The sequence below is a fragment of the Flavobacterium piscisymbiosum genome (assembly GCF_020905295.1).
Classification (GTDB): Bacteria; Bacteroidota; Bacteroidia; order Flavobacteriales; family Flavobacteriaceae; genus Flavobacterium; species Flavobacterium piscisymbiosum.
The window spans coordinates 4,951,235-4,966,090 of the sequence record NZ_JAJJMM010000001.1 but is presented as its reverse complement, the minus strand read 5'-3'; the positions used below and the strand labels follow the sequence as shown (position 1 = coordinate 4,966,090).

The following is a 14,856-nucleotide window of genomic DNA, read 5'->3' as shown; positions in this document are numbered from 1 at the left end:
TTTTTAGGTTCTAAGGTTCTGAGGGACTGAGGTTCTGAGCAAAAAAAGGTTGAGAGGGACAAAGTTTTAAAGCTTTTCTGCCTTTAAAATCTTAGAACCTCAGTCCCTCAGAACCTTTCTATCTTTCTTACTTTTTCCTCAACAATGCTTCCAGAAAATAATAGTCGGCATAGATTATTGGTTCGTCGATTTCGTCGTGTTTTGGCCAGTTTCCGGTACTGTGGTCGAATATAAAAGGCGCGTTTATTTTTGGATCTAAAATGTATTTATCCGATTGTAAACTCGCGATTATTTTATCGGCGAAAGCCAAATAAGTTTTATTTTTAGTATAGTCGTATAACTCATACAAAGCAGAAGCCATAACGGTTGCAGCAGAAACATCACGCGCTGAATTTGGAATAGCAGGATCTCTAAAATCCCAATACGGAATTCCGTCTTCCGGCAGGTTTTTATCTGTCATAAAAAACTTTGCCGCTGCTTCAGCTTGTTTTAGGTATGCAGGATCTTTGGTATATCGGTACGACATGGTAAATCCGTAAACCGCCCAGCCTTGCCCGCGTGCCCAAACCGAATCATCATTATATCCCTGAAGTGTGGTTTTCTTTCTAACGGCTCCTGTTGTTGGATTGTAATCAATAACATGATAGCAGCTATTATCGTCTCTAAATTGGTTTTTGAGCGTTGTATTGGCATGCTGAATCGCAATATTCTGATACTTTTTGTTGCCGGATAGTTTTGTGGCTTCAAAAAGCAATTCGAGATTCATCATGTTATCGATAATTACAGGATAATCCCAAATTTCCTTATTGAAATCCCAAGAACGGATGGCGCCAACTTTTGCATCAAAACGAGTACATAAAGTTTCTGCTCCTTTGATAATGACGTCTTTGTATTCTTGTTTGTTTTCTACTTTTAAAGCTTCTCCGTAAGCACAATATACTTTGAAACCTACGTCATGAGAATTTCTGTTTACGCTTTCTTTTTTGCTGAAAGGCGTCCATTTTTCGGCTTGTTTTTTATATTCTGAGTTTCCTGTCAATCGGTACAATTGCCAAAGATTTCCGGCAAAGAATCCGCTTGTCCAGTCTCTTGAGGGAACTTTTTTAATCTCATTGGTTTTGATGTTCATACTTCTTGGCATCGACATCGAATCAACCGGATAAGCGAGTAACATTTTATATCGGGTTTCCAGAAGATTTTCTGCTGCTGCAGAGGTGTTTTTTGTTGTAGAATTAATCCCTGATTTGCACGCTGTTACCAGCAATGCAAACCCCAGGATTAAAGCAAAATTACTAACTTTACTCATACTTATTATTGTTTATTTAATTAAAAATGGAGAATTAAAAATTAAAAATTGGTTATAGTTTTGTTTAAAATGGGTATGAAAAACTAAACTCAGGATAATTGTAATTCCAAAGATTTTTAATTTTTAATTCTAAATTTTTAATTTTCATTCTTATGCTTTAGTAACCAGGATTATTCGGTTTTAAATTAGGATTAATTGCTAACTCGGTTCCCGGTAATGGGAATAAATAATCTTTTGCCGGATTAAAATTGGCGTGAGGCTCTAAACCACTTGGGCCAAAAACTTCCGGGCCATTTTTCAACCTTTTGATGTCGTACCATCTGATGTATTCAAAAGCGAATTCTAATCTTCTTTCCTCAATAACCATTTTTCTAAAATCGGCCTGAGATAATCCCGGTGTAACATTCGCAGGAAAAGAAACCAGTTTTCCGGCTTTGTTTCTGGCTCTGGCGCGTACTCTGTTGACATAACCATCAGCTTCTGTAGTTCCCGGAGTAATTTCGTTTAAGGCTTCGGCAGCTGTTAGCAATACTTCGGCAAAACGCATCGTGATATAATTGTGCTGAGAAGTCCTTCCGTTGGCACCGGCTTTTCCAGGAAAACGGTAATATTTTGCAATATGCGGACGTGGCGCTTTTTCGTTATCGCTCGAAGGGTAAATTTGTAACGCACCCCCGGGACCTGTTTTCTTTCTGATAATCGTATCAAAACTTACCGCTCGTCTGTAATCTCTTTGATCCCAGGTATTAAATACTTTTAGCGACGGAACCGCTACCGAGAATCCTTGTCCGTAACTATAACTGTCATCTTTTAATGATCCTGTAAAAAATGCCGTATAATCCTGACCGTAGTTTCCTGAAACTAAATTATTAAAGTCAATTGTAAATAAAGGTTCTTTTAGAGCTGCTGCTTTTGTAGCGTTGAATAAATCCTGAAAATCAGCATCTAAACCTAAACCAAATTTTGCTTCGTTGGTAATTACATATTTAGATTCGTCGTAAGCTTTTTGGTAATTTCCTAAAGTCAGATAAACTGATGCCAAATATCCTGCAGCGGTACCTTTTCCGGGAACGGCTTTTACTTTTGGTTTGTCTTCCAGCCATTGTTTTGCAAATTCAAGATCGGCGATGATTTTTGGATAAATTTCAGCCTCTTTTGTTCTGCTTAATTTATCAACCTGAGAAATCTCATTTACAGGAAAATCAATATAAGGAACATCGCCAAAAATGCGCACCAAATGGTAGTAAGTAAAAGCTCTTGCAAAATAAGCCTGCGCTACAATTGCGTTTACTTTTGCCGGATCTCCCGGAGTTTTTTTAGCACCTGCAATCGCTTGATTTGCTGCTGCGATAATGATATACGATTGTGGCCAAAAGTTGGCTACAAGTGCGTTAGTGTCATTCATGTTCATATCATTTACATCGATACGTGCCGCCTGAGTGGTTCTGTCGCCAATATCGGCCATATCATCACGCAACATTAGGGCGATGGTAAATTCTCTCCCCCAATAATTATTGTGTGCAATGTTGGCAAAAGCTCCGTTTACAGCAGCTTGCAGATCATCTGTATTATTAAAGAAGTTCTCAGGACGTATAGTTCCTACAGGATGTTCTTCCAGATCTGAACATCCAAAAGCGAATATTCCCAAGAAAAGAAAAGCTATATATTTTTTCATAATACTATTTTTTAGGTATTGGGTGTATAATTTAACACATAGAGACATAGCTTTTTGGAACGCTAAATAAGGCGTTTCACTTGCATCAATAATCATAGCATTTTGCGTATAACTATGTGTTTAATACTATTTTTTTAACTAGAATTTTAAATTAAAACCAAAAGTGAAAGTTCTTACATTCGGGTAACTTCCGTAATCCAATCCTAAATTGGTATTACTTCTTGAATTGTTATCATTCAGGTAATTTACCTCAGGATCAGAACCGGGATATTTGGTAATAGTCCATAAGTTTTGTGCACTGATGTAGAAACGAACTTTGCTTAATCCAATTTTTGAAACCACATTGTCATCTAAACTATAACCTATAGAAACGTTTTTTAAACGAATATAACTTGCATCATAAACAAATCTTGAAGTAATTCTTTTCGTTCTTGCCGCATTTACTGGCACATTGGTATCGGTGTTTGTTGGAGTCCAGGCATCCAAAACTTCTGTAGTGGCATTATTATTTCCAGAAGCCAGTTCCATCAAAGTATAATTTAAAATCTGATTGCCCTCTGAACCCTGAAAAAAGATATTTAAATCAATATTTTTATACGTGAAATCATTATTGAATCCAAAAATGAAATCAGGATTTGGGTTTCCGATAATCGTTTTATCATTAGAATCCAGTTTTCCGTCACCATTTACATCTTTGAATTTTTCTCCACCGGCAATAGTTTCAAAATTCCCGGGAAGAACCGCTTCTCCTTGCTGAATTACGCCATCATACACAAACCCAAAGAAGGAACCAACAGGTTGACCAACTCTTAAAATCTGAGATTCTGTTGCAAGAAAATGCCCAGGCGCAGAGTTGATTAAAAGATCTTTGTTGTCAGCCAGTTTCAGGATTTTATTTTTGTTCGAAGAAATATTAAAATTGGTTGACCATGTAAAATCTGCTCCAATAAAGTTTTTTGTATTAATGCCCAATTCCCAACCTTTGTTTTCCAATTCTCCCACATTTTGAAGCTGAGAAGCAATTCCTGAAATACCAGGTAAAGGTCTGTTGAACAATAAATCTTTGGTAATTGTTTTATAATAATCGGCTGTAACGCTGATTCTGTTATCAAATAAACCCAAATCAATTCCGTAATCTTGTTGATAAGATGTTTCCCATTTTAAATTGGGATTATTGATTGCCGTAAGCTGAACCGCATTTACAATCACGTCACCACTTACATCATACACTTCAGAAAATTTAGAAAGTGTAGAGTAGGCATCGATAGACGGGTTTCCTGTTGCACCATAACTTGCTCTTAATTTAAGATTAGAAACTGTTTTACTGTCTTTTAAGAAATTTTCTTTACTAACATTCAATCCAATTGCTCCAGAAGGAAAAGTCCCGTATTTGTAGTTTTCACTAAAGCTTGAAGAACCGTCACGACGTGCTGTAAAGGTGAATAAATATTTATCATCATAATCAAAATTCAACCTCCCGAAAGCCGATATTAATTCTGTTTCAGACAAACTTGATTCCGGTTTTAAATACACCGTTCCTGCACCTAAATTATGGTAAGAGTTAGAATTCGTTAAAAATCCTCTTGATGCGGCATAAGCACGGTCATTTTTATTTTTTTGATACGAATATCCTCCAAGAACCGTCAGGATTCCTTTGTCAATAATCTCACGTTTAAACGTTAAATAATTCTCTGTAAGGAAAGAAGAAAACTTGGTATTGTTTATAGAAGCTTCTCCTTTTACATTTTTTCCTGCAATCAAAGTTGAGGGAATATATCGTCCGGTTTGCGAATTATTATCGGTTAAACCTAAAGTAGTTTTAAAGTTTAAATCTTTGGTAATTTGGTATGAAGCAAAAAAGTTACTTCTGTTTACAGTCGAAAGTGTCTCCAGAATATTATCCATTGCCGTTGCATACGGATTATCAATATCGTCCCCAATTGGAGCCGTTGTTGTATAAGTTCCGTCGGTATTATAAATTCCTTTATCCGGCATAAATCTGTACGCCGCTGCAATTACACCCGCTGCACCAGTTCCTCCAGCGCCAGTCTGGCTAATAATTCCGTCTTTGTTTTGTTTGCTCTGAAACATATTCAAACCCACTTTAAACTTGTCGGTTAAATCTGCTTCAACATTACTTACAATCGTGTATTTGTCGATTCCTGAATTAATTACGACTCCATTTTGGTTGAAATAGTTTCCTGAAACATAATACCTGATTTTATCAGAACCTCCTGAAAAAGATAATGAGGTGTTCGAAATCATTCCTTCACGGTAAATTACATCCTGCCAGTCTGTATTTGCACCGCCATCTGTATGCGTGGTAAAACTTTTTCTATAGGCTACAAATTGCGGCCCATCTAATAAATCTAATTTATTGTTGACAGATTGCACCGATGTTGAATTACTGAATTCGATTACCGGTTTTCCTGGTTTACCTTTTTTGGTCGTAACCATGATAACCCCGTTTGAACCTCTGGATCCGTATATGGCTGTAGCCGATGCATCTTTAAGAACCTCAATAGAAGCAATATCCTGAGGTGCGGGCATTGAAACTCCTGCAAAACCATCGACAACAATAAGAGCGTCTCCACTTGCATTGATAGATGTTCCTCCACGAACCCTGATTTTTACGGGAGCGCCTGGCTCACCACCATTATTAGATTGTACCGAAACCCCTGCTGCACGACCTTGCAAAGCCTGTTCAGCATTTAGAGTAGGGTAGGCAGTCAGTTCTTTTGCCGTTACAGAAGAAACTGATCCTGTAATGTCGCTCTTTTTACGGGTTCCGTAACCTACCACAATAACTTCATCAAGATTTTTAGTATCTGGTTTTAAACTGATATTGATGACCGTTTTATTTCCCACAGGAACTTCAACAGTTTGATATCCCACATAATTAAAAACTAATACCGCATTTTTCTCCGAAACGAAAACACTGTAGTTTCCATCCATGTCTGCAGATCCTCCAACCGAAGAACCTTTTACATATACATTAGCACCAGGGAGCCCAAGTAAGTCTTCGCTTGAAGTAACTTTTCCGGTGACTTTTCTTTCCTGTGCATTCATAACAACATTCACCAGTAAAAAAGCTACCAGCAAACACCATTTAAGCGATTTGAAATTTTGGTTTGTGAACATTCATTTTGGTTTTTTAGGTTAATGTTAGATAAAGTAGAAAATCAACAAACTCATTCCGATTATGATTATCACAAATAGAATTTGCAATACTATGAATGTTGTTTTTCTGATTTTCATAATGACAAATGTAGTGGCCGAAAACGATATAGAAATACAAAAAAGGGTATCTAAAAATACAGATACCCTTTTTTAACCCTTTAAAAACAATGAATTCCCTAAAAAACTTCTGAAGATTTAAAAAACTTGTCAGCAAACTGAGTTGGCGTTTCCCCATACTTTTTCTGGAAACATTTACTAAAGTATTTTGGATTGTTGAAGCCTACTTTATAGCTAATTTCGGAAACGTTTAATTTGTTTTGTTCCAATAATTGAGCGGCGCGTTTTAATCGTATTTCATGAATGAATTCGTTTGGCGTAAAATTCGTCCAGGCTTTTATTTTTAGAAACAACATCGTGCGGCTTACACCCAATTCTGTACAGAAAAACGGAATATCAAATTGTTCGTTCGAAATGTTTTCTTCGACGATCTTAAACGCTTTTTTCAACAGATCTTCATCTAAAGAAGAAACCGTTATTTCCGACGGAATAAAATTATCATCACTCGAGAATTTGTTTTTCAGTCGTTCAGTCGAATTCAGCAGGTTTTTAACTCTAAGTTTAAATTCAATTAAATTGAAAGGTTTGCTGATATAATCATCGGCGCCACTTTCTAAACCTTCAAATTTATACACTAATGAAGTTCTCGATGTCAGCAAAATAACCGGAATATGGCTTGTTTTTAAGTTCGCTTTAATTTTAGAACAAAGTTCAGTTCCTACCATTTCGGGCATAATAACATCGCTGATAATCAAATTCGGAACGTGCTGCAATGCTTTTTCAAAAGCCACTTTTCCGTTCTCGGCTTCAATAATATTGTAATCCTCTTTGAGCAGGTTTTTCATGAACGATCGTAAAACCTTGTGATCTTCGACAATCAAAATAGTTTGTTTTTGATCGTTTACCACAAAATCATCAATATCTTCCGGTTCTGTGACGTTAGATTTATCTAGTTGAGCGGTATATTGATCGATGTCATCACTAATTCTAAAATCGGTAATAATTTCGTTATCCAAAAGATGCGTTCTTCCTAACGGAAGCGTAACTTTAAAAACGACACCCTTAGTTTCTTTATTCGTGACTTCAATGTCTCCTTTATGCAGTTTTACAATGTTCTTTACTATCGAAAGCCCAATTCCGGTTCCTTTATTATAGTTTTTCTGAACGTTGTTGTGCATTGGAACTTCAAAAAACAAATCAAAAATTTTATCGATATGTTCCGGCGCAATTCCCACTCCGGAATCTTCTATTGCGATAAAAAGATTTTCATCATCATGCGAAATTTTAAGATGAATATCTCCGCCTTTTGGAGTATATCGAAAAGCATTCGAAATTAAATTATAAAAAACACGTTCTAATTTATAACGATCAAAATATACGAGAATTTCTTCCTCAGATGATTCAAAAGTATAGCTATAACCGCCGTCTTTGGCATATTCGATAAAAGATAAAAAGATTTCTTTGGTGAATTTTACAATATTTCCTTCAGCAGATTCCAGCGTAACCTGATGATTTTCGAGTTTTCTAAAATCCATCAAACGATTAATTAAACCCAAAAGATGATTCGCACTTCCTTCAATCACCAATAACTTTTTGTACATTTCATTTGTACCGTTGTAATTGGCGAGAATTTGCTGTAATGGCCCAAGAATTAAGGTTAACGGCGTTCTAAATTCGTGTGAGATATTGGTAAAGAAATCCAGTTTAGCGATATTGTTTTCTTCAATTCGTTTGGTTTCCAGATATTCCAGTTCCAGCTTTTGTTTCAATCTCGCTTTCGATTTCATGATCCAGATCAAACCGTATAATCCCAAACCAATTATGATTCCGTACAATAAAAACGCCCAGATACTGCGCCACGGGGCAGGTTTTACGATCACGGTCAGGGTTGTAGGAACTTTATTCCAAACTCCGTCATTATTAGAGCCGCGAACTTCAAAAGTATAAGTTCCGGGATTCTGAATGGCAAACATAGCTTCTGTGTTTTTTGTAAGCGTCCAGTTGTTTTCCAGTCCGGTTAAACGGTAGCTATATTGATTTTTTTTGGACCTGATGTAATTAGGAATCGCAAAATTAATCGAGAAATTAGCCTTGTCATAATCCAAAGTGATGGTTTTGGTATAACCAATACTTTTTTCTAAAATGCCTAAGGAGTCATTGGGGTTTGTAGTTTGATTTTTGATTTTCAAATCAGTAATCAAAACCTGTGGAGCATCTTTATTTACGAAAATCTTTTGAGTATCAAAATAAGCTGCTCCAGACGGGCTTCCAAAATAAAATCTATTGGCATCAAGTTTTAAAGCCGCATTATCATTAAATTCATTATTTACGATACCGTCTTTTTGATCATAATTAATGGCTGTTTTTAGAGTAGTATTGTATTTTATAATTCCCTGATTGGTACTAATCCATAAATTTTTATTATCATCTTCAAGAATCGAATGGATCGCTGTAATAACGGTATTTCTAATTTTCAGATTAATTCTGTTGAATTTTTTTCCATCAAAATAATGCAGTCCTTTTGCTTTTGTCCCTACCCAGATTTTATTTTGAGAGTCCTGAAATAATGTCAAAATATCATCTCCGGATAAAGCAACATCATCATAAAAAAAGTGTTTTACAACGTATTTATTGGTTTGAAAATTTTGAAGCTCAATAAGATTTAGTCCGCTCAGTGTTCCCACCCAAAGTCTTTTTTGTTTGTCGACCAATACCGTTCGTACATAATTATTGCTTAGATAATTTGGTTTTGCATTTTCATTTCTAATAAATTGAAAAGCTTTAGAAACCGTATTATAGCGAATCAATCCTTTGCTAAAAGTCCCCATCCACAATACGTCGTTTCCTTCTGTTTTGATAGAATAAACCCCCACATCTTTTAGGGAATCCTTCAATTGAGGCGAAATCCGGTCGTTTTCAAAATTTTTGGTTAGCGTATTATAAGCAGAAATTCCTTTGGAGAAAGTTCCCATCCATAAGACATTATTGTCCGCAAACCACATTGATTTAATATCATTTATGGGCGTTTGTCCAGTTTTGTTGGTAATGTAACTAGTAGTTTCTGTGTTTTTATTGTAAACAGTAACGCCGCCGCCTTCTGTCCCAAAATAAATATTCTGCTTTTTGTCAGTAACAATTGAACTCACCACATCATAACTCATCGGAATCTTTTTCGAATTCTGATCGTAATTGAAGAAATTCGCGTTCGAAATATCCCACATATTTACGCCTTTGTAATAACAGCCCACCCAAACAGAACCTTTTTTATCAACAAAAATCGATTTTACTTTTTCGATTCCACTGCTATGACTATTATTACTATTGTTATTATTTATTTTTTGAATACTCTTATCTTCTCCTAAAACATAAATTCCGTCATAGGCACCAATCCAGATTGAGCCTTTATGATCAATAGCCAAAGCACGGACTTCATTGTTAATTTCCTTGTATTTTTCATTAGATAAAAACGAAACAAAGTGGTTTGTTGATGGATCGAATTTTAAAAGCCCTTTGTTTTTTGTTCCAACCCAGATATTGTTAAAACGATCTTCGACAACTGCTGATACATTGAGCAAATCAATAGTATTTAACGGATAATTTTTAAAAGAAAATTTCCCGTTTTTTCTACTTGTTAACACGCACAATCCTTTTGTCGTTCCAATCCAGATCTGACCTTTTTTAGTTTTTAATATGCTTATAATATTATTACTTGGAAGCGTTGTATTGTCTTGTGAAGAATGAAAAGCAGAGGAAAACTGTTTTGTTTTTTTGTTATAAACAGTTAATCCTTTTGAAGTTCCAAACCACATTTCATCTCCAATTTTCTTTATACACCAAATGGTATTACTATTTATGGTATGATTGATTTTATCGTGTAAATATCTATTGAAAGTATTGCTAACCGGGTCATAACAATTGAGTCCATTGTAAGTTCCAATCCATAATTTTCCAGATTCATCTTCTTCAATAGATAAGATATCATTGCTGATAGACGTTTTGTTAGTAACATCATTCCTGTAAATAGTGAATCGGCTGCCATCGTATTTATTGAGACCATCGCGTGTACCAAACCACATTTGTCCAAATTTGTCCTGATGTATGGCAATAACAGAGTTCTGCGAAAGTCCGTCGGTGGTCGAGATATTTTTCAGGCGATATTTATTTTGGGAGAATATATTCCCGGAAATAAGCATTGTTACAAGAAAGGCTATTTTGTATTTCATAGCATTTTTTTTTAGGTTCAAAAGAACAAAGGGAGAAAGTTTTTTATACTAAGGATTAATTTTTTATCCGATGGCTATCTGGTGCATTTTTTTAAACACATAGAAACATAGATTTTCTTTGTCAAATAAGGTGATTCAAAAAACTAGTTTTTACACATAGCTAAACCTTAAGTGCTATGTTTTTTAATGTAAAGCAAAACGCCTTTTTTACGTTCCAAAAAGCTATGTTTCTATGTGTTTAAATATTATTTCTTTAATCTCCTTTTTAATTGATAATTATAAAGAGAAGGAACTTTGTCCATCGGCGTATTCAAAAATTCAATATAAGCATCAGGTTCATATTTTACTTCGAATTTGGCGTTTCCATTCACACCAACAATTCTTGCAAAAGCCCCATCTTTCATGCCGTAAAGTAAAACTGGTTTTGTGATTTCAGCTGGTTTCTCGACCAGAACATTCAGATTCCAAAAAGTACTAAATGGCCCATGCGAAGGTTTCCAGTAATCCGCGCCGCCACCGCCAAACAAGTAATAACTGTTGTTTTTATCCGGTGTTATATGTACGGTAATATGATCGAATAAGTTTTGATGATTCGCTCCCGAATGCTGATCTAAAAGAGCATCGGCAAAAATCTCGCAATCCTGATACACGTTTTTAGTAGCAAAAGTGTTGAAACTTAACGGATGAACGGCTTTATTATAAATTTTAAGATTCCTGACCAATACATTATGAACCCCGCCCAAAGTCACCGTATAATGCGACATATGAGGACCATCGGTAACAATATTCTGAATGGTAACGTTCGAGATTTCCTCGCCTAAAATTCCGCTGTCAGCATTCGTAATCGTAACATCTTTTACCCAACTATTAAAAATACGTGTTAAAAATATCGCATTGTTTCCGGGTTCAACATGATGCGCAACTCTTGGAATATCAGGAAAAGTAAAACGAAGATGCTCGATCCCGACTTCTTCTAAATGTTTCCATTCGACCAATTGCGCCTGATAACTGGGTTTTATAGCAATTGTCAAAGGCGTTTTGATTGTAATTTTTGAGTTTGATATTTTGGTAATTTCAACTTGCTGTCGTACGATAGGAAGTTTCGGAAATTTCCAATGATGAGAACCTGGTTTTACATTGGCACCTTTGTATAAATCTTTGATGATTTCGCCATTTTCGCCATCTTTATTAAACAATTGCAATTCGACAATATCGCCCACTTTTAAACCTTTTGCATCCGAAACATTGATGATATGTTCACCCATATTTCCGGAACTTACTTTAGCTAAAGGATTTGGAGTAGGTTCGTATTTATCCAAATACGATTTTACACGTTCACCCGGAATTTGCGTCCAGATAAATCCACCTGACCAGGCATATTGCGAGAAAGGCAAATCGACATTATTTTCCGGTTCGCGTTGTCTTTTATCGAGTGTAGTTAGATACTCACGAAGTTCGGCCAATGATTCCGAATCTTTGAGGTACATCATCGGTCTCGGGCAATAAATTTCAGTTCCATTTTCACCAGAACCCGCGCCACGAATTACAAAGTTGCTCCTTTCGATATATACAATTTCGCTCAGAATAATGCGTCCAGCAGGCAATTGCAGAATCACATTTCCCTCAATAGCATTTGCAGCTTTTACAGCTTTTAGTAAAGCTTTAGAATCATCTAGAGCGTCATTCGCTTTTACACCATAATCTGTAGCATTAATGATTTTTCCCTGAACTTCCGGAATTTGGCTTTCGCCGAAATGATAACCGGCATAACTAAAATCAGGTAAATAGTTGGCTTTCGAATCCGTAAGTATTTTGGGCGTTTGCTGCGCCATGACTACACTATTTACAAAAAGGCTGCAACAAATGAGGATGGTTTGGGTATTCATGGTTGTGGTTATTTGGTTAGTTAGTGGTTTGCCACCAAGGCGCAAAGACGCAATTTTTTTGTTTCACGCAGATTTTAAAAGATTTAAGCAAATCGTGCAGATTTAATTAATAAAAATCTGTAGATAATATCTGCGTAAATCCGCTTAAATCCTTTTAAATCTGCGTAAAAGATTCTCTCAATCCATTTTATAAAGTTGACTTTAAATAAAACTTCGCGTCTTAGCGACTTCGTGGCAAGAAAAGCAGCTTTACGATAACTTTTAAAGCGACTTCTTAATTCCCATTTCAAGTCCTCTCAATTCAGCCAGACCTCTCAAACGCCCAATCGCCGAATATCCGGGATTCGTCTTTTTATTCAAATCGTCCAACATTTGGTGTCCGTGATCGGGACGCATTGGCAATTGACTGTTATTTCTTTTTTCAACTTCAATAATCGCTTTTACGACTTCGTACATATCAACATCGCCTTCAAGATGATTCGCTTCGTAAAAACTTCCTTCAGCATCACGTTCCGTGCTTCTTAGGTGAATAAAATTCATTTTATCACCGTGACGTCTTACAATTCCCGGTAAATCATTATCAGCTCTCACGCCGTATGAACCCGTGCACATCGTAAATCCGTTTGATTTTGAAGGAGCAGCATTCATCAATTCGATCAAATCTTCCTCAGTACTTACAACTCTTGGCAAACCTAAAATAGGGTAGGGAGGATCGTCAGGATGAATCGCCATCAATACGCCTTTACTTTCAGCAACCGGAATAATTTCTTTTAAAAAGAAAAACAAATTCTCCTTCAAGGCCTTTTTGTCAATATGATTGTATCCACTTAACGTAATCAGAAAATCTTCTACAGAATATGCTTCTTCAGCACCCGGAAGTCCTGCCAGAATATTTTGCTGTAACTTTACTTTATCAGCAGCAGTCATGGCTTCAAAATAACTTTTTGCTTTTTCGATTTGCGCTGCCGAATATTCATTTTCTGCTCCGGGTCTTTTCAGAATATACAATTCAAAAGCAGCAAAAGCATTAATATCAAAGCGCAACGCTTTAGATCCGTCGGCAGTTTCATAAGCCAGATCCGTTCTCGACCAGTCTAAAACTGGCATAAAATTGTAGCAAATGCATTTTATTCCGCATAAAGCCAGATTTCTAATGCTTTCTTTATAATTTTCAATGTATTGAAGATAATTTCCGGTCTGTTTTTTAATGTCTTCATGCACCGGAATACTCTCAACAACTGACCAAATTAAACCCGAAGCGCCTTTTTTAGGGTCACCATTTTCGTGTTCAATTTCAACTTTTCGCTTGATAATTTCTTCAATATCCCAAACTTGCCCATTCGGAATATGGTGTAATGCGGTCACAATTCCGGTAGCTCCGGTCTGTTTAATATCTTGTAAAGAAACGGGATCGTTTGGTCCGAACCATCTTAACGTTTGTTCCATTTTTTTATATTTATTGATGATGATTGTTTTTTAAAGCCTTTTATGTATTCATTTTTAAACACGAATTTCACTAATTGACACTAATTTTATCTTTCGATTAATTTTTAAAATTAATTTTCACAAACCAATCTGTGCTAATTTGTGAAATTGGTGTTCTTTTTTAATTATTTTAAATGCTCGTCGCAGCAAATCCGCCATCGACTTTTAAGATCGTTCCTGTTACAAATTTTGACATATCGCTGCATAAAAATAAAAGCGCTCCGTCGATATCTTCCGGAGTTCCAAATCTTCCCATTGGCGTATGTTCGATAATTTTTTCGCCTCTTGGTGTTAGTTTTCCTTCAGGAGTAAGTAATAAAGCCTTGTTTTGTTCTCCTATAAAAAATCCCGGAGAAATCGCATTTACACGAATTCCTTCACCATATTTTTGAGCTAACTCAACTGCCATCCATTGCGTAAAATTATCAATTGCCGCTTTTGAAGCCGAATATCCCACAACTCTCGTTAAAGGTCTTTGTGCCGATGCCGATGATATATTAATGATATTTCCTGATTTTTGTTTCGCAAAAAGTTCCGAAAATACCTGCGATGGCAACATTGTACCAATAATATTAAGATCGACTACTTTTTGTAAATCATCGATTTTCATATCAAATATCGCCTGATCCGGACTAATAGTTGCTCCAGGCATATTTCCGCCTGCAGCATTAATTAAAATGTCAAGACGACCGTATTTTTCTACAATAAAATCTCTGGCTTTTTCTAGTTCTTCTTTGTTTAAAACATTGGCCTGAACAGCAAAAGCTCTTCCGCCGCTGTTTTCTATGTTTTGTACAGCTTTATTAGCCTTTTCAATCGATTGAGAAACGATTCCAACAATAACGCCTTGTTGGGCCAAAACATTTGCAAAGTTGCTTCCCAAAACTCCGGCACCTCCGGTAATTAATGCAATTTTTCCTTTTAGATTAAATATTGAATCCATATTAAATTTTAAATTTATAGGTAATGTTTTAAACACATAGAAACATAGTTTTTTGGAACGTTTGAAGTCGTTTCACTTTGCATTAATAATCATAGACTATA

The 14,856-nt window shown here is 35.9% G+C and carries 7 protein-coding genes; all 7 read right to left on the bottom strand.

What is annotated here, in order from left to right; all coding sequences use genetic code 11:
* Positions 1–127: 127 nt before the first annotated feature.
* Entirely contained in the window at positions 128–1,306 is a 1,179-nt protein-coding gene (locus tag LNP81_RS21215; RefSeq protein ID WP_230039289.1) for a glycoside hydrolase family 88 protein, read from the bottom strand.
* Positions 1,307–1,463: 157 nt separating this feature from the next.
* A complete protein-coding gene (locus LNP81_RS21210) occupies positions 1,464–2,981 on the bottom strand; it encodes a RagB/SusD family nutrient uptake outer membrane protein (protein WP_230039288.1) in 1,518 nt (505 codons plus the stop codon).
* Between the two features lie 138 nt (positions 2,982–3,119).
* Positions 3,120–6,122: a SusC/RagA family TonB-linked outer membrane protein gene (locus LNP81_RS21205; protein ID WP_230039287.1), complete on the bottom strand. Its 3,003-nt coding sequence runs from the start codon at positions 6,120–6,122 to the stop codon at positions 3,120–3,122.
* A gap of 215 nt (positions 6,123–6,337) precedes the next feature.
* Entirely contained in the window at positions 6,338–10,441 is a 4,104-nt protein-coding gene (locus LNP81_RS21200) for a two-component regulator propeller domain-containing protein (protein WP_230039286.1), read from the bottom strand.
* Positions 10,442–10,686: 245 nt separating this feature from the next.
* A complete protein-coding gene (locus LNP81_RS21195) occupies positions 10,687–12,327 on the bottom strand; it encodes a glycoside hydrolase family 55 protein (RefSeq protein WP_230039285.1) in 1,641 nt (546 codons plus the stop codon).
* Positions 12,328–12,588: 261 nt separating this feature from the next.
* Positions 12,589–13,773: a mannonate dehydratase gene (uxuA, locus tag LNP81_RS21190; RefSeq protein ID WP_230039284.1), complete on the bottom strand. Its 1,185-nt coding sequence runs from the start codon at positions 13,771–13,773 to the stop codon at positions 12,589–12,591.
* 169 nt (positions 13,774–13,942) lie between these two features.
* Positions 13,943–14,755: an SDR family oxidoreductase gene (locus LNP81_RS21185; RefSeq protein WP_230039283.1), complete on the bottom strand. Its 813-nt coding sequence runs from the start codon at positions 14,753–14,755 to the stop codon at positions 13,943–13,945.
* Between the last annotated feature and the right edge of the window lie 101 nt (positions 14,756–14,856).